The organism is Paenibacillus sp. MZ04-78.2, from assembly GCF_024213375.1.
Taxonomy (GTDB): domain Bacteria; phylum Bacillota; class Bacilli; order Paenibacillales; family NBRC-103111; genus Paenibacillus_G.
The window spans coordinates 17,236-36,455 of sequence record NZ_JANAVJ010000020.1; the positions used below are offsets into that span (position 1 = coordinate 17,236).

A 19,220-nucleotide genomic window follows, 5' to 3' on the forward strand; every position below is an offset into this window, starting at 1 on the left:
CTTATTTTCTAAACCAAGGAGGGCTTTAGCCATGTGTCAAGGAGGAACGCATCATCACCATCATTGGGAAACGCCGGAGGGACGTCAGCTCGAACGTCCGATGCGTATCGGAATCGGCGGACCGGTCGGCTCCGGCAAAACAGCGCTTGTGGAACGGCTGGCGCGGAAGCTGAATGGAAAGTACAGCATTGCCGTAATCACCAACGATATTTATACGAAGGAAGACGCGGATATTTTGATTCGTTCGGAAGCGCTGCCGGCTGAACGGATTATCGGGGTAGAGACGGGCGGTTGCCCGCATACGGCGATTCGCGAGGACGCCTCGATGAATTTCGAAGCGGTCGAGGAACTGGAGCGCCGGTTTTCGCATCTGGACATCATCTTCATCGAAAGCGGCGGGGACAATCTGGCGGCGGCGTTCAGCCCGGAGCTGGTGGACCGGTTTATTTATATCATCGATGTGGCGCAGGGAGAAAAAATTCCGCGTAAAGGCGGGCCCAGTATCATCCGCTCCGATATGTTGGTCATTAACAAAATCGATCTCGCCCCGCACGTTAGGGCTTCTTTGAAGGTCATGGAGGAGGATACGGTCAAAATGCGGGGCGACCGGCCGTTCGTCTTCTCCAACTTGTTCGACGGACATGGGCTCGACGACATCGTGGCTTGGGTCGAGCGAGAATACAGCCATAGCCATGCCTGAAGTGACGGGCTGCATTGACGCGTACTTTACGGCGGCGGACGGCGTGACACAGCTCAGGAACCATGCGCAATCGTATCCGCTCAAGATTGCGAAGACGTTTCCGTTTGGCGGCGGGCAGCTTGGCGTTTACGTCATGGACGCATCCCCGGGAATCATCGCGGGCGACCGATACGAGCTGACATGGCGGTTCGGAGAGGATACGAACGTTCATGTGACCAACCAGTCCTACACCAAGGTGCATCCGTCGCACAAAACGGGTTGGGATGTCCCGCGTCCGAGCGCACAGCTGCAAAAGCTCGAGCTCCGACAGGGAGCTTACGTGGAATATATGCCGGAGCCGCTGATGCTGTACCAAGCCGCTTCGTTTCGCAGCGAGACGGCCGTCGAGCTGGAGCCGGGCTCATCCTTGGTGCTGAGCGAGATCGTCTGCCCCGGCCGGACGCATCGCGGCGAACGGTTTCATTATGCCCGTTACCAAAACGCGCTGTCGGTCCGCCGCGACGGAGAGCTGATCTTCAGCGCCAGACAGCGGGTGGAGCCGCAGCTTGAGACGCCGCGTTCCATGGCCCGCTGGGATCTTTATACGCATCTGGGGACTCTGTATCTGTTCTCCGACTCGGCTGACGCACGGCTTGTGGATGGGCTGCGCGAGCGGCTGAACGGCTTTGTTCCCGCTGCTGCGGCTGATTCGGAGCTTTACTATGGCGTAAGCTTGACGTACAAGCACGGGCTTGCCGTTTCCATCCTCGGCTATCGTGTCGGGGATGTCCAAGAGCTGCTGGACGAAGCTTGGCGTTATATCCGTACGGAAGCGTTCGGCAAGGAAGTGTTGAGGGTTCCTAAGTAATTTCCGATGTTATTCAAAAAAATATGCACTGTGCATGTCCGGCGTCTCCAAGCACACAACCGCTCTCGTCCCTTGCTGGGGGATTCGACAATATTTTGAACAACGCCATCCTTTGTTGTCAAAAGGTTCGGAGGTTGTTATGATAAAGAGGATCTTTTCAAGAGTGAAGGATATCACAATCATTTTTGAATTCTTCACACAAGGGGGTTGCATAGAGGTGGAAAAACAGGCAGGCTTGGGGATGGGTGTAGAGACGACAAATATTGAAGCGGATGCCGCTGTTAACTCGTCGGCTACGTGGAGAGAGTTTGTGAATCTCGCCAAACCCGGCATTTTATTTTCCAACGCGATTACGGCATTTGGCGGCTTTTGGGTCGCTTCCGGCTGGCATATCCAGTGGGATAAATTGATATATATGCTGCTCGGGACCGTATTGGTCATGGCATCCGGCTGCGTGTTGAATAACTATTTGGACCGGGACATGGACAAGAAAATGACCCGGACGCAAAAGCGTGCAACCGCAGTAGGCAGTATTGCTCCGCAGACCGTGCTATGGTATGGCATCGTACTCGGCGTTGTCGGCCTTGCAGTGCTATGGTTCTTGACGAATCCACTTACCGCTCTGCTCGGTTTACTCGGTCTGTTCATTTACGTATGGATTTATACCGCATGGGTTAAGCGGTCATCCGTATGGAGCACGTTCGTCGGCAGCTTTTCCGGCGCGATGCCTACGTTGCTTGGCTACTGCGCCGTTCAGGGACAGATTGATGCCGCGGGGCTTATTCTGTACGGTATTATGTTTCTGTGGCAGCCGCCGCATTTCTGGGCGCTTGGCATTCGCCGGATGGAAGAATACCGCGCAGCCGGCTTCCCGCTTCTGCCGGTAGTCAAAGGAACGTACATTACCAAGATGGCGATGATCCGTTATATCGTACTGCTTGTGCCTGTTTCGCTTTTGTTGTACTGGCTTGGTTATGTAGGAGAGCTTTACTTCTACGCGGCTACGATTATGGGCTTGTACTGGGCGTTCTTGAGCCTCAAAGGGTTCAAAGCGGAAGACGAAGTGCAATGGGCCAAAAAAATGTTTATTTACTCCATTAACTATTTGACCTTGCTGTATATCATCATGGTCATCAGCACCACTCCTTTACCGTAAGGTATTCGGGAACGGTGCAGCACGGTGGATGACAATCCCTTGGCTCCGGCCTTGGGATTTATTTTTTGAACAATGGGAAGGTGAGCGATGAAATGCAGAAAACCGGTTTTAAAATCGTCGTTATGGTGCTGTTGGTTGGTTTGATCGCAACATTGGCTTATATGCTGATGAAAGGTCCGGATAAAAAAATCGGGGTGCTTAAGAAGGCGCCGGATTTCAAGCTGGAAAACTTGGACGGCAAGACGGTAACGATGGCTGATACGGCGGGAAAAGCAAAGCTGGTGTATTTCTATTTTTCGCATTGCCCTGACGTCTGTCCGCCAACGACCTACAACCTGTCTAAAATTCAGGACGTCTTGGTGAAAAAGGGCGTGTTCGGCACAAAGACGGCGCTTCTTTCCATCACATTCGATCCGATGCGGGATACGCCTGAACGGCTCAAGGAATTTTCCGGCCGTTATCATCCGGATTATAAGGGGTGGTACTTCCTGCGCGGCGACGAGGCCTATACGGCGGACCTTGCCAAGAAGTTCGACGTCCTTGTAACCAAAGACCCGAAAACCGGCGATTTTACACATTCGAACTTATTTTTACTGGTCGATGGTAAAGGTAACACACGGACCTACTATTCGGGTAACGACGAAAATATAGATATCGAAGGAATCGCAAACGATTTGATTCAAGTTAGCAAGGAATCCTAGGCAAGTGGCTAAGGCATCGAATTGACATGACTTATTTTACGCACATCCTGCTCAATAATGTCATTCCGCTGACCATCATGATTGCGATAGGCGCTATTTTGTACCGGGCATTCAAGCTCGATATCAGGACGCTTTCCAAATTGAATTTTTACTTATTCTCCCCGGCGCTCGTCTTCAAAATGCTGTATGAATCGTCGCTCTCGCTGGCTGTCCTCGGACAAACGCTGCTGTTTTTCGTCCTGTTTTTTGCCGCGATGTTTCTTTTGATGGAAGTCGTGATCCGTCTGCGGGGCTATAAGGGCGGCATGATCCCGGCGATGCGCAATAGCGTTATTTTTTACAACAGCGCGAATTATGCGATTCCGCTTAACCAGCTTGTGTTTGTCGGGGACGCGTTCACCTTGTCGATTCAGATCATCATTATGATGATGCAGAGTCTGCTGCCGAACACATACGGCATATATGCCGTTAATGCTTCTAAGCGCAACGACATGAAGCAGACGCTTCGCACGATCCTGACGCTACCGGTTATCTACATCATTCCGATCGCGTTTTTGATGAAGGGGCTGGACATTCCGATTCCGGGACCGGTGTATGCTCCGATCAAATATGTATCGGACGCGTTTATTGCAACCGCACTCTTAACGCTTGGCGTGCAATTGGGAAGCATGAAATGGACGTTCAACCTGACGGATGTTATGCTGTCAAACGTGCTGAGGCTCTGTGTGGGCCCGGCCGTCGGCTTTCTTATCGTTATGCTGATGGGGATCGAAGGGGTCATGGCGCAGGCGCTTGTGCTGTCCTGTGCGGTGCCTACATCACTAAGCAGCGTGCTCATTGCCGTTGAGTATGACAATGAACCGGAATTTTCGTCGCAGGCGGTGTTTTCTTCAACGGTATTCAGTATTTTTACGGTGACGCTGGTTATTTATTTGATAAAATTTATAGGCTAGAACTTCTCAAAGGTCGGGATCATCGGGGGATAAATAATAAACTCCTCCAGCCCGGCCTTTTCCAATTGCTGAATAAGGTACTCGTCCGGCGTGCCTTCGACGCCTGCATAGCCGCGCCGGGTATACATTTGTTCGGCATCCGGAAACGAGTCTCGGAGAATGGCGCGTATTTTTTTGCCCGAGGGGTCATTGTCCGTAAATAGGTAGACGTCGCGCGTTCCGATCTTCTTCTTCAACTCTTCCAAACGATCCGTATTCAGCGATCCGAAGGTACAAACGATGATGATGTCCTCTGTCAGCAGGCGGCGAAGCCTGGTTTTGTCGTTTTTTCCTTCTACAATGATGGCTATTGACATCAACTGCCTCCGTTCCTGCAATGAATTTCCTTCTTGTAGTATATCCCCTTTTGCTGTCCGATCCAATCCCTCCGTGTATGTATTTCCCAGGAAATGTCGGAGTTGGCCGGAGGTATCCGAAGCCCTTTCGAGGAAGATTTATTCGATAATAAAGGGCCGCTGCCCTTGTCTGCGAGAGACAAAAGAAACGGCCCAAGTTCATGGAGAGTGGTTCATGATGTGATAGCAATTAGTTGTTGATGAAGCTTGCTTTGGAGAGCAGGCGTTTCAGCATGGTTGCGGATTGTGCGCGAGTCGCCGTATCGCGGGCGCCCAACGTGTCGTCCGTCATGCCGTCGATGATGCCGGCGTCAATCGCAGTGGCGATTTCGTTCTTCGCCCATACGATTTTGCTTGCGTCTTTGAACTTCGCCAACAGTTGAGTTTGTTTATCAGCCGAAACGTCCGGTTTCGCACCGGCATAGTTCAGAGCGCGTACGACCATAGCCGCCAGCTCTTCGCGGTTGATCGTAGCGTTCGGACGGAACGTTCCGTCTTCGTAGCCGTCAACCAGCTTCGCATTGGCTGCTGCTGCTACAACGCTTGCGTACCACTCGCTAGCTGCAACGTCTTTAAACGTGCTGCTGCCACTGTTCGTATCCAGACCCAGTGCGCGAACAACCAGTGCTGCGAATTCCGCACGGGTGATATTGCGCTCCGGCTGGAATGTCGTGTCGGTTACCCCGTCAACAACAAGTTTGTTAGCCAGCAGTTTGACGTAGCTTTCAGCCCAATGACCGTTGATGTCGGAGAATGTTTTATTCATCTCGATCACGGCATAGATGCTGCTGCCGTTGCGTTTCAATGTTGCTTCGCCTTTACCATCCGTCGAAGAAGAGAAGACAGCAGGCACAAAGCTCAGTTTGCCCGTTGTCGGGTTATACAGAACGCCTGTCGCTTTGGACGAATCGACAGCCTTGCTCAGCGGAAGAATCCGACTGATGTAGTTGTTGCCGAGGTCCAGAGCAGCGGTTTTCTGATCTTTGCCAAGACCGACGATATCGAAATCGACAGCATTGCTGGCTACCGTACCGCCAAGCGCTTTAGCAGCCTTGTCTACGCCGTCTTTCGTCGCATCATTTGCTTTCGCGATGGTTACTTTCAGCTTCAGCTCATCCGTCGTTACCGACAGTTTGCTGGCCAAGTCTTTCAGCTTCAGCGCGTTGATCGGAATGCTGTACGAGCCGTTGTTGTTAACGATGACCAGTACCTTCTTGGAATTCGTTACATAATCGACAAGCGCTTTAGCCGGAATCAGAGCGATGTCGCCGCTCAGCTTCAGCGTCACTTTGTCGCGGTCCTTGAACGAATTTTTCAGTTGGTCGGCATCAACGGAACCGTCAGAGTTCACGTAGAGCGTTTCCGAACCCCAGATTCCGCCGCCACCGCCACCGCCGCCACCGCCGGAGCAGCAACCGCCACCGCCAGTGTTACCGCCGGTTCCTGTATCACGATATACCTGTGCGGAAACAGCCCCGGGTACTTCCACGCCGTTTACGTACAAGCCGCGCAGATAAACGGAATCGTATACTCCGGCCGTTACCGTAAATGGTTTATAAATATACAGTTTGTTGACTTCATCGTACGTATCATACGTAACATTGGTTACAGCTACTCGGTTTCCGTTCGGATCGTAAGCATACACTTGAGCGTGTACGTCGTTCACGTCGGAGTATACGACACCGGTCACCGTATCGTTGCTATACTTCAAATCTTTGAATCCCGTAGCGGCAAACGCCAGAACAGGAACCAAAACAGTGATGATAAGCATCAATACGGTCACTTGTGCTGTCTTTTTAAGCACAGCAGGCTTCATGCAGGGATCACTCCTATCTTTCTTGACGAATAATGGATTATTGCTATTGCGTTGAACAGGTTTCCTGGACAAATGCATTTTCACCTCCTTCGGCCAGTAATCGATATCATTTTAGATGTTTTCGAATCGGACAGATCCGTTTATGTCCGTCGCGCCAATGGCAGAATGATCCATTACAGCGGCCCTTTGAACATTACCCAAATCTGCCCGCAGTGAAACATCTCGCATCTTAAACGTCAGAGAGCGAAGTAAAGTTGCGTCCCGAACCGTTTATCGATACTTTTGGACTATTAATTTAGGACTAAATACCTATAAATCAACTGAGCTAGGAATTTCACTCCATCTGAAAAAGCAAAATCCGTCCGACATCCGGACGGGTAAAATATTTCCTATCCCCAAAATCATTTCAAACTCGCACGGGAGCGGCGAACGAACGGGGCGGCAGCAGAGAGAGCGCAAGCATAAGGCAGAGAAACGCGAGAAAATACGGCGATACTTGTGTCCGTGTATGCCCGGCGACAATCGGGCCGATAAAGGCGCCGATTGAGTACGAAATCGACAGAATCGAAAAGACGCGTCCGTAACGGTCCGCGCGCGTCAGGACTGCAAGCAGCGATGCGATGGCCGGAAAAATGACCCCCTTGGTCATCCCGATCAGAAACAGCGAAGCATATAGCGGCAGCGGCCAATGAACGGACATCCCGAAAAAAATGAACGCCAGCGCAAGACTGCCGAACAGCATCCGGTAAAAAGGGGAAATCCGGTTCAAAAACAATAGGCTTAGCGTCACCAACGACCCCATGGAAATGACGGAAAAGAACACGCCGGAGGTCATGATGGAGCCGCTCGCCTCCTTCATCAACGGAAGCTCGAAAAACAAAATGCCTTGGGAACAAGAAAGCGCAAGAGGAACAACGAAGAAAAGCCAAGGAATGTTTTCCTGGCCGGAGACCGGTAAATTCTCCTGGAAAGCAGGAGGAAGGGCGTGTTCCCCCGCAATCGCCGCATTGGCGGTTCGCTCGCTTCGCTGTTCCTTTACCCCGATCCAAGCGAGCAAGCCGGTAAGGATGAGGCCCCATCCGAGAAACGTAAACGATTTGGCAAAGCCAAGCTGTGAGACCAGGTAGGCGCCGGCGGCCGGACTGAGCACGGAAGCGATCGTATGCACCATGCCGTTGCCGGCCATCAGCTTGCTTTGTTGAATTTGGTTTTTGGCGATTTTGGCGAGCAGGGACAAGCAGGCCGGCGATAGAAATGCCAGGACGAAGCCGCTGATCGAACGGATGACGAGCAGCCCCCACGGATCGCTGACACGGGATTGAATTAAGAGCACGATTCCTGCTACAATCAGGCTGAACACAATGAAGCCCTTGCTTCCATAGCGGTCAACGCCGTAGCCAGCGATCAGGTTTCCGGGCAAGTGCGTGATCGAATAAACCCCGAGAATAAGCCCGATGAACGAAGGCGTCGCACCTAGCGACACGGCAAAAGGAGTAAGAATCGGGTATTGGGCATGCAGGTCGAAAATGGCGACGAACATGAACAGATAGAGCCATACGGCGGTTTTCATGAAATCACCTCTTTTCATATATGGGGTTCGTCCGTCCATCGCTACTCTATACGTTTACGTCTGCCGGCAAAGGGATAGTACAAGTATTTTGCATCATGCCGGATCGTTTAGCGTATTAGAAACGTGAGTTCCGGCGGATAAAAGGAGGGATGCCGGATGGACCTGTTTATCCGAATCGTGCTGGTGGCCGTCTTGCTGCTGGCGCTGTGGAGGCTGTTCGTATCGTTTCGCCGAACCAGGCGAAGAGAAGACAAAGGGGCGGAAATCCAGCGCAAGCTCGCCAAGCTCCGCAAAAAAAGAGATGAAGAGTGACGCGGGGCTGGTGTATGATAAGGGCGCGGAGAGCTGCTATCAGGGATTTACATAAGCGATAGAAGACGGACTTTTAGGGGAGCGATGGAAGTGGATTTTGTAACGGCTTTTTTATCCGAGCGATGGTATGTGCTCGTCGGGGCGCTGATTGTGCTGTTTCTCGTTATCAAAGTGGTGAAAACCGTCATCAAATGGGCTCTCGTGCTCGCGATACTGGCGGGGCTCATCTGGTATGGCGCCAGCTACAAGGATCAGCTTTTGGAGCTGGGCACGACGGTGGGAGCGAAAGTCGCCGCCGAAGTCAAGAATCAAATGGTCAAAGCGATTACCGACGAAGTGAAAGAAGCGAAATACAGCCAGAACGCCGACGGCTCGTATACCGTAAGCACCAGAACCGTGCAGTTGGAAGGCAAATCCGGTTCGAGCGATGTGCAGGTTACCTTTATGAACCAAACGTTCACGATGAAGCTGGACGATGTCCTGAAAGGATTCATCGATCAGGCGAAGAAAAACGCCGGCCAATAAGCCTTCGGAACGCATCTCGATAGGAAAGGGGGGACGTGGTGAACGAGCTGCAGAAGCTGGCGCAAATCAATTGGATTACCGTGCTCATCGCCATATTGTTTGTAGTATCGATTGTACAGGGCTTGCTTCGCGGGGCGTCCTCCTCTGCGAAGCATCTTGCGCTTATGGTGACGGAAGGGGCCGTGACGCTGCTCAGCCTGTTTCTCGCTTGGGAGCTGACTTCATGGCTGTCGCCCAAGCTGCAGGCGTGGCTTGTAGGGCTCGGGCTGACGATACCGTCCGAGGAGCTCGGCTTTTGGAAGCAGCTATATTACACCGCCGCAACGGCTCTGCGCGATTTTTCCCTGCTGCGGTTCAGCGTCCTGTTTGTTTTGGGATACGGCTTGATTAAGCAGCTGGTTTACCGCATGATCGACCCGCTGGTGGACGATTGGCTGGCGGAACGGACGAATGCGGACTCTGCCAACGGGAGACGAGTCGCCCCTCCTTCCCTGCTCAGCAGTCTGATCGGCGGCGTCATCGGCTCGGTGACCGGGTTCGGCCGGGGGATGATTATGATTGCCGTGCTGTTTATCGTCACGACGCTGTTCCCGCAGACGCCGGTGGCCGCTTATATTCAGGACTCGTCCCTTTTTCAAAAAGGGGCGACGGAAGTGATTCGGCCGATGACGGGCGACTTTTTCGCTAACCAGCTCCCCGTTTTCACGCGGGCCGTGGAACAGGAATTCGCCAACATTTTGCAGCGGAAATACGAGGTTGTGGATGCCCGTATTCCCCAAGATGTTGCGGAAGCGGCCAAGCAGGTGACGGCCAAAGGGCAGACCGACGAAGAGAAAGCCAAGCTGCTGTACCGCTGGGTCGGCACGCGTATCAAGTACGACTGGGACAAAGTGAAAGCGTACGAGGAGCAGCGCATTTGGAAAGAGCAGACGCCGGAGGATACGTTTAACACGAAACAGGGCGTGTGCATCGACTTTTCCAGGTTGTACGCGGTGATGGCGAGGGCGGTCGGGCTGGACGTCAAGGTTGTGACCGGGCTCGGCTATGACGGACGTGGCGGTTACGGCCCTCACGCGTGGAACGAAGTGTACCTGGGGGAGAAAAGCGAGTGGGTGCCGCTCGATTCCACCTGGGTAGCCAGCGGAGGCAACTGGTTCAATCCACCACGCTTTCAGGAAACGCATATTAAAGATACGTAATCACGGATGCCGGACGGCCGCCACAAGCGACGAACCGGTTTTTTCCTTTTCCGTACGTTTCTATAAATTCCTCGAATATGGTACACTTGTTACGATGCAAGTCTGAAAAAGGTGGGTTTATCGTTGCTACAAACCGTTAACGCAATATAAAGCGATATTTTTCGATGATGACCATACCGGGGAAGGCATTCTTTCCCTGCGCGAGCTGCTGCGGGACGTAAAGCAGCATATGGGAACTATTTTTGGAAGGAAGGAGCCGCAAGCAAGATGAAGAAACCTATCGGCATGGACGACTCAAGCAAGCACGACGGAAGCCAGCGCCGTCATTTTACAACCCGGATCAACCTGTTCTTTTTCTTTACGTTTTTCCTGTTTTCCGTACTTATCGTGCGGCTGGCGATGCTGCAATTTGTCGAAGGCAAAGAGCTGGCGGCGAAAAAGGATAGGAGTAACAACGCCGATACGCCGATCCCTCCGATACGCGGCAATATTTTCGACCGCAAGAGTGCCCCGATCGCCTATACGACGTCGACCCAGTCGCTTTATTTCCGCATCGAGCAGGACCAGCCCAAGGATCAAGTGGTCGCCTTGGCCAAGCGCTTGGCCGACATTTTCGCGCAGTACGGCAACAAGGACTTGAAGCAGCCGACCGCGGAGGAAATCATTAAGGCAATGGATGTCGGCTTCGATTTGAACCAGGACGATACGGCCAAAAAACCGAGCTATTACTCGGTGCCGAGGCGGATCAAGACCGATTTGACGCAAATGGAAATGGCGTTTATTTTGGAGCACCGCGACGAGCTGAAGTGGATTGAGATCATGGAGGAGAGCCTCCGCACATACGACCGCGAGAACACCATTGCGGTGCAGCTTGTCGGGTATATGCGGCCGTTCTCGACGGCGCGAGAAGCGAAGAACGGGCTTGAATTTTATAAGGACAAAACAAAAACGGAAGAATACCTCGACCGGGAATACGTCGGCTATGACGGCATTGAATTGATGTACCAGGAAGAGCTGCGCGGCAAAAACGGCGTAAAGTCGTATCCGGTCAACGTCTTGCAGAAAATTATCGGCGATGCGGAAGCCCCTACGGTCACCCCGCCGGAGAAGGGGAACAACCTGTACCTGACGATCGACAAAAACGTTCAGCTGGCCACCGAGCAGGCGATCACGGACCATCTGGTGACGTTGAAAAGCTCGGCTTATCGTTCCAATTCTTACTCGGCCAAAGGAGTCAACGCCGTCGCGGGCTATGCCGTGGCGATGGAGGTCGATACGGGCAAAGTCGTGGCGATGGCCAGTATGCCGGATTATGATCCGACCTTCTGGAGCAATCCGTTCTCGGATGCCGATTACAAGCAGGTTCAGACGAAAATCAACAACGGCACGATTACGACAGCGTACCCGGACTATCCGGATGACGAGCAAAAATATCATCCTACGTCCATCGTGTATATGGGCTCCGTCATTAAACCGCTCTCGGTGTTGATCGGGTTCAACGAAGGGTTGCTTACGCCCAATACGATTTACACCGATACCGGCGTATTTACCTATGGTAAAAACAACAGCTCCAGACATACGAATTCCGGCAGAGCCTCTTTTGGACCGATCAATGCCAGCGAGGCGCTTCGGGTCTCGTCTAACACGTTCATGTCAGCGTTGATCGGTAACGCACTGTACAATCGTACCCCTGGCAAAGCCGTAGAAATCTGGGACCAATATTTGGCTAAATTCGGCTTGGGCGTGCTTACCGGCAGCGGTCTGCCGCGGGAAAGCGCGGGAATCAGCGAGTACAAGACGAATACGAAAGAGACCGCTCAATCCCGGATGGTATTCGCCTCCTGGGGACAGAACGAGAAGTACACGACGCTTCAATTGGCGCAGTATACCACAACGCTCGCGACCCGGGGCAAACGGCTTCAGCCGCTGCTTGTCGACCGGATCGAAACATACGACAAAGGCCAGATTGTCAAGAAGTTTGACCCGGTCGTGCTGGATCAGACCGATTTCCCGAAAGCTTACTGGGACTCCGTGATCAAAGGAATGCTGCAGGTCCGCACTCAAGGCTTTGACGATTTCCCATATCCAGTCGCCAGAAAAACAGGAACCTCCACGCAAAGAGTGGCCGGCGGCAAAGAAATCGACAACGCCGTGTTTATCGCCTTCGCGCCTGCGGAAAATCCGAAGCTTGCCGTCGCCGTCGTTGTGCCGGAAGGCGGATTCGGCGCCTACGGCGCCGGCCCGATCGCACGCAAAATGTTCGACGCTTATGATCAATATTACGGACTGGATGGGAAACCGAAAGGGCCTCCGACCGCAAACAAAACGCCATAACGAAATACCGGAAATCTCCTTGAACAGAGGGGATTTCTTTTTTTATAAAAAAAATGTTGCACTAGGTAAACATATTTGTGTATTATAAACATATAGTCATTAGGGAAATAAAAATGGATTAATACAACTTGCTAGTGAAGATGGGAGAGGACTACTTTGAAAAACGTAAAAACAAAACCGAGGCTATCGTCTTCGTTCAAGCGATTTATTATGACGATCATGTTCCTCGCACTTGCCGTATCGCTTGCCGCATGCGGAGCGGCTAAGGAGAATGCCGCTCCCGGTAAAGTGAAAATAACGGCTACGATCGGGATGATCGCCGACATTGTCAAACAGGTCGGGGGGACGCACGTCGAGGTGACCGGATTGATGAAGGCGGGCGTCGACCCGCACTTATACAAAGCATCGCAAGGAGATCTGAAAAAGCTGGATCGGGCGGAGATCATTTTCTATAACGGGCTTCATTTGGAAGGCAAAATGACCGACGTCTTCGAGAAAATGGAAAAGTCCAAGCCTACGGTAGCCGTGACGAAAAACATTCCGGAGTCCAAGCTTCGCGGCATGGAGGACGGAAGCGGAGCGCATGATCCTCACGTATGGTTCGATGTCAAGCACTGGATCAGCGCTACCGAGACGGTGCGCGACGAACTCAGCAAGCACGATGCGGCAAATGCTGCCGATTACAAAAAAAACGCGGAGGCGTACATCAAGCAATTGGAGGAGCTGCATCAGTTCGCGAAGGAGCAGATGGCCTCGATTCCGGAAAAGCAGCGCGTACTTGTTACGGCGCATGACGCGTTCGGTTATTTCGGGGATGCCTACGGCATCAAAGTGATGGGGCTTCAGGGCATCAGCACCGCTTCGGAATACGGCTCCAAGGACGTCAGCGACCTGCGCGACTTCCTCGTTGCGAACAAGATTAAGGCGGTTTTCGTTGAATCGAGCGTACCGAAAAAATCGATCGAGGCCGTTATTGAAGGGGCCAAGAAGCAAGGGCACGAGATTCAAATCGGTGGCGAGCTGTTCTCCGACGCGATGGGGGAAGAAGGCACACCGGAAGGAAACTATATCGGCATGGTGAAGCATAACATTAATACGATTGTTCAAGCGTTGAAATAACAGTTCTGGCGGAGAGAGCGAGAAGCGGATGAACGAAAAGGGGAGTGGAACCAATGAAAGAACAGCGGATACCGTTATCTATACTAGGGATGACCGTAGCTTACCAGAAAAAGCCCGTCCTTCGCGATATATCGCTTCAGGTGCCGGAAGGAACATTAATCGGCATCGTCGGGCCGAACGGCGCCGGCAAATCGACGCTGATCAAAGCGGCTCTCGGACTCATTCCCAGCGTAACCGGGGAAGTTTCGATCTACGGCAAGCCTTACGCCGAGCAGCGGAAGCTCATTGGCTACGTGCCGCAGCGGGAGTCCGTCGATTGGGATTTTCCGACAAGCGCGCTCGATGTGGTGATGATGGGACGATACGGTCATTTAGGCTGGTTTAAACGTCCGGGCGCCAAAGAGCGGGAGATTGCCATGGATTGCTTGTCTAAAGTAGGTATGGAAAACTTTGCCGACAGACAGATCAGCCAGCTTTCCGGCGGGCAGCAGCAGCGCGTGTTTTTGGCCCGGGCGCTGGCGCAGGATGCGAAGCTGTATTTTATGGACGAACCGTTCGTCGGCGTCGATGCGGCTACGGAGAAAGCGATCGTTACGCTGCTGGGCGAGCTCAGGGAGCAGGGCAAGACCGTTCTGGTCGTGCACCATGACCTCGCGACCGTGAAGCAATATTTCGATTGGGTCATCCTGCTGAATGTGGAGCTTCAAGGCATCGGACCTGTGGAAGACGTATTTACGAGGGACAATCTTCAACAAACCTACGGCGGGCGGCTGGCGTTCTTGGATCAGCAGCATGACGGCGCGCTCGTCGTGAATGCGAGGTGAGCGGCATGGCATGGCTGGAATTGTTCCGCGATCCGAACGCGCAGTGGATATTAATGGGAAGCATGCTGCTCGGACTAAGCAGCGGCGTGCTCGGAAGCTTCGCTTATTTGCGCAAGCAGAGCCTGATGGGCGACGCGCTTGCTCATGCGGCGCTGCCGGGCGTGTGCATCGCTTTTATGCTCACCGGCTCGAAATCGATCTTTTTCTTTTTGCTCGGCGCGATCGTCGCCGGTCTGGCGGCCACCTTCGGGATCGGCTATGTCACCCGCAACTCCCGGATCAAGCAGGATACGGCGCTTGGCATCGTATTGTCGGTATTTTTCGGACTTGGCATCGTGCTGCTGACCAAAATTCAGCATAGCGGCAGCGGCAACCAGAGCGGCCTCGACAAGTTCTTGTTCGGACAGGCCGCTTCCATGGTACTGTCGGATGTCATCACGATGGCGGTTGTGGCGCTGCTGCTGACGATGGTTTGCGCCTTGCTGTTCAAGGAGTTCAAGCTGCTCAGCTTCGACTCAGGGTTTGCGAAAGGGATCGGGCTCCCGGTCGCTTTTCTCGACCAATTCATGATGTTTTTGATCGTGGTGGCCGTGGTCGTCGGCATTCAGGCCGTAGGCGTCGTGCTGATGTCGGCGCTGCTCATTACACCGGCCGTCTCGGCCCGGTATTGGACCGAGAAGCTGGGCGTCATGGTGGCGCTCTCGGGCGTGTTCGGAGCGCTAAGCGGCTTCTTCGGCACACTGCTTAGCAGCATGGCGAATAATATGCCGACCGGACCGCTTACGGTGTTGGCCGCTACTCTTTTCTTCGTCGTGTCGGTGCTATTCGCGCCGCGCCGGGGGCTGCTGGCGAAATTGCTTGAGCGATTGGCTGTCAAACGCAGCGTGATGAGCGAGAGGGAGCTCCGGCCGCAACTGCACGGCCTCGGTCCGGCAGGCGAAAAGCTTCGGAAGGAGGGGCAGGCATGAACGACTTTTGGATACTGCTGACGGCTTCGCTCGTAGCCGTCTCCTGCAGCCTGCTCGGCTGCTTTCTCGTTCTGCGGAAAATGGCGATGATCGGGGATGCGATCAGCCACTCGGTGCTGCCGGGAATTGTGCTGGCGTTTCTGTTCAGCGGCTCGCGGGATTCGTTGTGGATGATGCTGGGAGCGTCAGTCATCGGCCTCGTGACCGTGTTTCTGATCCAATGGTTTCATCAGAACGGGGTTCAATCCGACGCCTCCATCGGCGTCGTGTTTACCGCCTTGTTCGCCGTAGGGGTCGTCTTGGTGAGTCTCTTTACGCGGCAGGTGGACTTGGACTTGGATTGCGTGCTGTACGGGGAAATTATTCATGTGCCGTGGGAAACCGTGGAGTGGAACGGGATCGATATCGGTCCGAAAGCGGTCTGGGGACTCGGCATCGTGCTGACGCTCAGCGCTTTGATCATCGGGCTGTTCTACAAGCAATTCAAAATATGCGCGTTCGATCCGGCCATGGCTGCCGCGGTAGGCATTCCGGTCGCGCTGTTCCATTACCTGCTGATGGGACTGGTCTCCATGACAACGGTAGCTTCGTTCGAAAGCGTAGGCGCCATTCTGGTCGTCGGTATGCTGGTCGTGCCGGCCGCCACAGCGTACTTGCTTACGGAAAAGCTCAGCCGCATGATCTTCTACAGCATGGGAGTCGGCGTACTGAGCGCCGTGCTCGGCTACTTCACCGCTGCGGTGCTGGACGCTTCGATCGCCGGCTGCATGATCGTCGTTGCGGGCGTGCTGTTCATTCTGGCGCTGCTGTTCTCGCCGACGCATGGCGTCGTCTGGCGCAAATTCAGACGGAAGCAGGCCGCTGTCGTATAATTGGGAAAGCCCGGGCTCACTGGAGCCCGGCTTTTTCGTATACGCGCTTAAATGCCTGCTGCGATCGCGCCGCCAACGCTTCGGCGGTTTCCGCCGGCGGCAGCGGCGTCAAAATCTCCTGCGCCACGACGCCGGTATAGCCGATGCGTTGCAGCCCTTGCAGGAACGCCGTCAGGTCGATGACGCCCTCGCCCGGATACAGCCGGTCGTTGTCCAACACCTCGGCGACTGAAACGTCCTTGGCATCGTTGATATGGACATGAACGATCTGATCGGCGCGCAGCTTGGCGATATCGGCGGCCGTGCCTCCCGTCGTATGCCAATGGTAGGCGTCGAACAACAGGCCGACATTGCTTTTGCCGATCGTATCGATCCACTCCAGCATGCTGTCCGCATCCCATAAAAAGGGATGCTTCCATCGCGTGCGCAGATGATGCGGCCCGACGAATTCCAGTCCGAGCCGGATGCCGTACGCCTCCAAAATGTCCGCGCAAAGGCGCAGCCGCCGGGTCGCGACAGCCATGAAGCGCGCAGCGTTCTCGTCCGTCGACGGCAGCACGTGCGTGCAGCAGGCGGTTACGCCGAGCTTGCTTGCCGCCGCCGCTTCTGCGGCGAGCTGGGGCAAGCCGTCCCGGAACGCCTCCTCGGTTTGCCGCCATTCTGCGGCGAGTCCAGTCGCGCCAATGCGCACTTGCTTCTCCTGCAAAAAGTCTCTCGCCTGCTCCAAGCCTGCCGCTGCGATCCATGCCTCCAGCTCTTGGCCGTGCGCGTCGACCGCGCCAAATCCGAAGCGGGAGGCGAGCTCCGCAAACTCGCGGATCGTCCCGGCCTCGCCGATGCCTGCTCTGGTCAATCCCTTGATCATCCGTTCGTCCTCTCCTTCCATAAGGTCTATCCGCCCACATCATAAACCGCCGCTCCGCAGGCTGTCTACTCGGAAAAAGCGACATAATTTTCAGGAAACCTACCATTTCCTGAAACCCGTACGAATATGGTATACTGTTATATCGGACTATTTTTTAGCGTTTGAGGAGGAAAAATAATGTGCGGGATCACCGGCGTCATGTATTTTGAAGACCGCGAGCCTTCCCCGTCCATACTGAAGAGCATGACCGACTGTATCGTGCATCGGGGACCGGACGATTTTGGATTTTGGAGTGAGAACCGCATCGGACTCGGCTTCCGCCGCTTGTCCATCATCGATTTGCAGGAAGGCCATCAGCCGCTCGCCAACGAAGACGAAACGGTATGGATTGCGTTCAACGGCGAGATTTATAACTATAAATATTTGCGCAATACGCTTCAGGCGAAAGGACATCAATTCAAAACTCATTCGGACACCGAAGTGATCGTCCACCTGTACGAAGAGTACGGGGAAGAGTGCGTGAAGCAGCTTCGCGGGATGTTCGGGTTCGTCATCTGGGATCGCAGGAAAAAGCAGCTGTTCGGCGCGCGGGACCATTTCGGCATCAAGCCGTTCTACTATTACCACGACGGCAGCCAATTCCTGTTCGGCTCGGAAATCAAAAGCATTCTGGCCGCCGGAGTCGCCCGGACGATTCATACGGAAAGCCTGTTGAACTACTTGACGTTCCAATACGTGCCGGAGCCGACGACGATGTTTCAAGGCATACATAAGCTGCCGCCGGGACATACCGTTACCGTATCGTATGACGGCGGACTGTCGGTCAAGCAATACTGGGATGCGATGCTGGAGCCGGAGGAGCGGCCGTTTGACGAATGCGTCGAGCGCATCCGCGAGGCGCTCAAGGATTCGGTCGTTCACCATATGCAGAGCGACGTGGAGCGGGGCTGCTTCCTATCCAGCGGCATCGACTCGACGGCGATCGCGGCGCATATGCGCCAGGTCGAATCGATCCGCACGTTCTCCGTCGGCTTCGAGGGGGCCAACAACGAGACCGTCATCGCGCGTCAAACCGCACAGGCGCTGGGCACCGAGCATTACGATAAAGTTATTACGAAGGAAGATTACTTCGGCACCTTAGCCAAAGCCGCCTGGCATCAGGACGAGCCGGTGGCCGACCCTTCGGCGATTGCACTGTATCATGTGGCGCAGCTTGCGAGCGAGCACGTGACGGTCGTACTGTCCGGCGAAGGAGCGGACGAACTGTTCGGCGGGTACCGCATCTACCACGAGCCGCAGTCGCTCGCGCCGATCGAGCGGCTGCCGCACGGCGTGAAGCGGCTGCTGCACGCGCTGGCCCGGCTGCTGCCGAACGGCATCTATGGCCGCAATTACGTGCTGCGCGGCACGACGCCGCTGGAGCAGCGGTTTCTCGGCAACGCCAAAATTTTCACCGAAGACATGAAGGCCGAGATCGTGCGTGCGGACCGCGAGCTGTTGAGCCGGTACCGCAATCCGTTCGACATCGCCAAAACGTTTTACGATAAAAGCAAGCATCTGGACCCGGTGTCCCGGATGCAGTATATCGACATGAACTTGTGGATGCCGGGCGACATTCTGATGAAGGCGGACAAAATGACGATGGCACATTCCATCGAGCTGCGCGTGCCGTTCCTCGATGTGGAGGTGTACGAGGTGGCGCGCCGGATTCCGGCCAAGTACCGGATTGCGGAAGGCACGACCAAATACGTGTTCCGCAAAGCGATGGAAGGCATGATCCCGGACTTTATTCTGAATCGGCCGAAGCTCGGGTTTCCGGTGCCGATGCGCGAGTGGCTGAAGGGTCCGCAAGGAAACGTCGTGATGGAGCAGATCGCGGCAAGCGGCATCGACAATTACATCCGGATGGACACGGTAAGGGCGATGCTCGGAAATCATCAGAGCGGCAAGGGCGATTACGCCCGGCGCATTTGGACGATCTATATGTTCGCGCTTTGGCATGCGGCCTACATGGAGGAGCTGCCGGCCCGAACGCTCGCGCACGCTCAATAAGCGAAGGTCCGC

Annotated in this window: 18 protein-coding genes; 14 read left to right on the top strand and 4 right to left on the bottom strand. The window is 54.3% G+C overall.

Annotated features, from left to right (window positions below; translation table 11 throughout):
• Nucleotides 1–31 precede the first annotated feature (31 nt).
• The 5 genes from ureG to NLX71_RS15470 all read left to right on the top strand — a co-directional run bounded on the left by ureG (nucleotide 32) and on the right by NLX71_RS15470 (nucleotide 4,357).
• Entirely contained in the window at nucleotides 32–700 is a 669-nt protein-coding gene (gene ureG / locus NLX71_RS15450; RefSeq protein WP_254364642.1) for an urease accessory protein UreG, read from the top strand.
• Entirely contained in the window at nucleotides 693–1,547 is an 855-nt protein-coding gene (locus tag NLX71_RS15455; protein WP_254364644.1) for an urease accessory protein UreD, read from the top strand. Before ureG ends, NLX71_RS15455 begins: the two co-directional genes overlap by 8 nt.
• A 217-nt stretch (nucleotides 1,548–1,764) precedes the next feature.
• The gene (gene cyoE / locus NLX71_RS15460; protein ID WP_254364645.1) at nucleotides 1,765–2,703 is read left to right on the top strand and encodes a heme o synthase; all 939 of its coding nucleotides are present in this window, start codon (nucleotides 1,765–1,767) and stop codon (nucleotides 2,701–2,703) included.
• 92 nt (nucleotides 2,704–2,795) lie between these two features.
• Nucleotides 2,796–3,404 (top strand): SCO family protein, encoded by a 609-nt coding sequence (locus NLX71_RS15465; RefSeq protein WP_254364647.1) that lies wholly within the window; start codon nucleotides 2,796–2,798, stop codon nucleotides 3,402–3,404.
• Between the two features lie 26 nt (nucleotides 3,405–3,430).
• The gene (locus tag NLX71_RS15470) at nucleotides 3,431–4,357 is read left to right on the top strand and encodes an AEC family transporter (RefSeq protein ID WP_254364648.1); all 927 of its coding nucleotides are present in this window, start codon (nucleotides 3,431–3,433) and stop codon (nucleotides 4,355–4,357) included.
• Here NLX71_RS15470 and NLX71_RS15475 read toward each other — a convergent pair.
• The 3 genes from NLX71_RS15475 to NLX71_RS15485 form a co-directional block, all read right to left on the bottom strand.
• On the bottom strand, nucleotides 4,354–4,713 hold the full coding sequence (locus NLX71_RS15475) for a ribonuclease M5 (protein WP_254364650.1): 360 nt from the start codon (nucleotides 4,711–4,713) through the stop codon (nucleotides 4,354–4,356). The genes NLX71_RS15470 and NLX71_RS15475 overlap by 4 nt on opposite strands.
• A 229-nt stretch (nucleotides 4,714–4,942) precedes the next feature.
• Nucleotides 4,943–6,568 (bottom strand): S-layer homology domain-containing protein, encoded by a 1,626-nt coding sequence (locus tag NLX71_RS15480; RefSeq protein WP_254364651.1) that lies wholly within the window; start codon nucleotides 6,566–6,568, stop codon nucleotides 4,943–4,945.
• 406 nt (nucleotides 6,569–6,974) lie between these two features.
• Nucleotides 6,975–8,138: an MFS transporter gene (locus tag NLX71_RS15485; protein WP_254364653.1), complete on the bottom strand. Its 1,164-nt coding sequence runs from the start codon at nucleotides 8,136–8,138 to the stop codon at nucleotides 6,975–6,977.
• Nucleotides 8,139–8,294: 156 nt separating this feature from the next.
• Between NLX71_RS15485 and NLX71_RS15490 the strand changes: the two genes are divergently transcribed.
• The 8 genes from NLX71_RS15490 to NLX71_RS15525 all read left to right on the top strand — a co-directional run bounded on the left by NLX71_RS15490 (nucleotide 8,295) and on the right by NLX71_RS15525 (nucleotide 16,291).
• The gene (locus tag NLX71_RS15490; RefSeq protein ID WP_254364654.1) at nucleotides 8,295–8,450 is read left to right on the top strand and encodes a hypothetical protein; all 156 of its coding nucleotides are present in this window, start codon (nucleotides 8,295–8,297) and stop codon (nucleotides 8,448–8,450) included.
• Nucleotides 8,451–8,534: 84 nt separating this feature from the next.
• Complete coding sequence (locus tag NLX71_RS15495) at nucleotides 8,535–8,975, top strand: hypothetical protein (RefSeq protein ID WP_254364656.1); 441 nt, start codon at nucleotides 8,535–8,537, stop codon at nucleotides 8,973–8,975.
• Between the two features lie 38 nt (nucleotides 8,976–9,013).
• The gene (locus NLX71_RS15500) at nucleotides 9,014–10,174 is read left to right on the top strand and encodes a transglutaminase domain-containing protein (protein ID WP_254364657.1); all 1,161 of its coding nucleotides are present in this window, start codon (nucleotides 9,014–9,016) and stop codon (nucleotides 10,172–10,174) included.
• Nucleotides 10,175–10,441: 267 nt separating this feature from the next.
• Nucleotides 10,442–12,508 carry a peptidoglycan D,D-transpeptidase FtsI family protein gene (locus tag NLX71_RS15505; protein ID WP_254364659.1) on the top strand — a complete coding sequence of 689 codons (2,067 nt, stop codon included), beginning with the start codon at nucleotides 10,442–10,444 and terminating at the stop codon, nucleotides 12,506–12,508.
• Between the two features lie 210 nt (nucleotides 12,509–12,718).
• On the top strand, nucleotides 12,719–13,627 hold the full coding sequence (locus NLX71_RS15510; protein WP_254364743.1) for a metal ABC transporter solute-binding protein, Zn/Mn family: 909 nt from the start codon (nucleotides 12,719–12,721) through the stop codon (nucleotides 13,625–13,627).
• A 53-nt stretch (nucleotides 13,628–13,680) separates the two neighbouring features.
• Nucleotides 13,681–14,451 (top strand): metal ABC transporter ATP-binding protein, encoded by a 771-nt coding sequence (locus tag NLX71_RS15515; RefSeq protein ID WP_254364660.1) that lies wholly within the window; start codon nucleotides 13,681–13,683, stop codon nucleotides 14,449–14,451.
• A 5-nt stretch (nucleotides 14,452–14,456) separates the two neighbouring features.
• Entirely contained in the window at nucleotides 14,457–15,419 is a 963-nt protein-coding gene (locus NLX71_RS15520) for a metal ABC transporter permease (RefSeq protein ID WP_254364662.1), read from the top strand.
• Nucleotides 15,416–16,291, top strand: coding sequence for a metal ABC transporter permease (locus NLX71_RS15525; protein WP_254364666.1), 876 nt, complete (start codon nucleotides 15,416–15,418; stop codon nucleotides 16,289–16,291). Before NLX71_RS15520 ends, NLX71_RS15525 begins: the two co-directional genes overlap by 4 nt.
• A gap of 16 nt (nucleotides 16,292–16,307) precedes the next feature.
• Here the strand turns inward: NLX71_RS15525 and NLX71_RS15530 are convergent, their stop codons facing one another.
• Nucleotides 16,308–17,156, bottom strand: a complete 849-nt coding sequence (locus tag NLX71_RS15530) for a sugar phosphate isomerase/epimerase family protein (protein WP_254364745.1) — start codon at nucleotides 17,154–17,156, stop codon at nucleotides 16,308–16,310.
• A gap of 177 nt (nucleotides 17,157–17,333) precedes the next feature.
• On the opposite strand from NLX71_RS15530, the gene asnB reads away from it, so the two are divergent.
• The gene (gene asnB / locus NLX71_RS15535) at nucleotides 17,334–19,208 is read left to right on the top strand and encodes an asparagine synthase (glutamine-hydrolyzing) (protein WP_254364668.1); all 1,875 of its coding nucleotides are present in this window, start codon (nucleotides 17,334–17,336) and stop codon (nucleotides 19,206–19,208) included.
• Nucleotides 19,209–19,220: the final 12 nt, after the last annotated feature.

What these genes read in the sequence shown, in the direction of transcription:
- ureG (WP_254364642.1), top strand. Translation starts at nt 32, where the DNA reads ATGTGTCAAGGAGGAACGCATCATCACCATCATTGGGAAACGCCGGAG.
- NLX71_RS15455 (WP_254364644.1), top strand. Translation starts at nt 693, where the DNA reads ATGCCTGAAGTGACGGGCTGCATTGACGCGTACTTTACGGCGGCGGAC.
- NLX71_RS15465 (WP_254364647.1), top strand. Translation starts at nt 2,796, where the DNA reads ATGCAGAAAACCGGTTTTAAAATCGTCGTTATGGTGCTGTTGGTTGGT.
- NLX71_RS15470 (WP_254364648.1), top strand. Translation starts at nt 3,431, where the DNA reads ATGACTTATTTTACGCACATCCTGCTCAATAATGTCATTCCGCTGACC.
- NLX71_RS15475 (WP_254364650.1), bottom strand. Translation starts at nt 4,713, where the DNA reads ATGTCAATAGCCATCATTGTAGAAGGAAAAAACGACAAAACCAGGCTT.
- NLX71_RS15480 (WP_254364651.1), bottom strand. Translation starts at nt 6,568, where the DNA reads ATGAAGCCTGCTGTGCTTAAAAAGACAGCACAAGTGACCGTATTGATG.
- NLX71_RS15485 (WP_254364653.1), bottom strand. Translation starts at nt 8,138, where the DNA reads ATGAAAACCGCCGTATGGCTCTATCTGTTCATGTTCGTCGCCATTTTC.
- NLX71_RS15490 (WP_254364654.1), top strand. Translation starts at nt 8,295, where the DNA reads ATGGACCTGTTTATCCGAATCGTGCTGGTGGCCGTCTTGCTGCTGGCG.
- NLX71_RS15495 (WP_254364656.1), top strand. Translation starts at nt 8,535, where the DNA reads ATGGAAGTGGATTTTGTAACGGCTTTTTTATCCGAGCGATGGTATGTG.
- NLX71_RS15505 (WP_254364659.1), top strand. Translation starts at nt 10,442, where the DNA reads ATGAAGAAACCTATCGGCATGGACGACTCAAGCAAGCACGACGGAAGC.
- NLX71_RS15510 (WP_254364743.1), top strand. Translation starts at nt 12,719, where the DNA reads ATGACGATCATGTTCCTCGCACTTGCCGTATCGCTTGCCGCATGCGGA.
- NLX71_RS15515 (WP_254364660.1), top strand. Translation starts at nt 13,681, where the DNA reads ATGAAAGAACAGCGGATACCGTTATCTATACTAGGGATGACCGTAGCT.
- NLX71_RS15520 (WP_254364662.1), top strand. Translation starts at nt 14,457, where the DNA reads ATGGCATGGCTGGAATTGTTCCGCGATCCGAACGCGCAGTGGATATTA.
- NLX71_RS15525 (WP_254364666.1), top strand. Translation starts at nt 15,416, where the DNA reads ATGAACGACTTTTGGATACTGCTGACGGCTTCGCTCGTAGCCGTCTCC.
- NLX71_RS15530 (WP_254364745.1), bottom strand. Translation starts at nt 17,156, where the DNA reads ATGATCAAGGGATTGACCAGAGCAGGCATCGGCGAGGCCGGGACGATC.
- asnB (WP_254364668.1), top strand. Translation starts at nt 17,334, where the DNA reads ATGTGCGGGATCACCGGCGTCATGTATTTTGAAGACCGCGAGCCTTCC.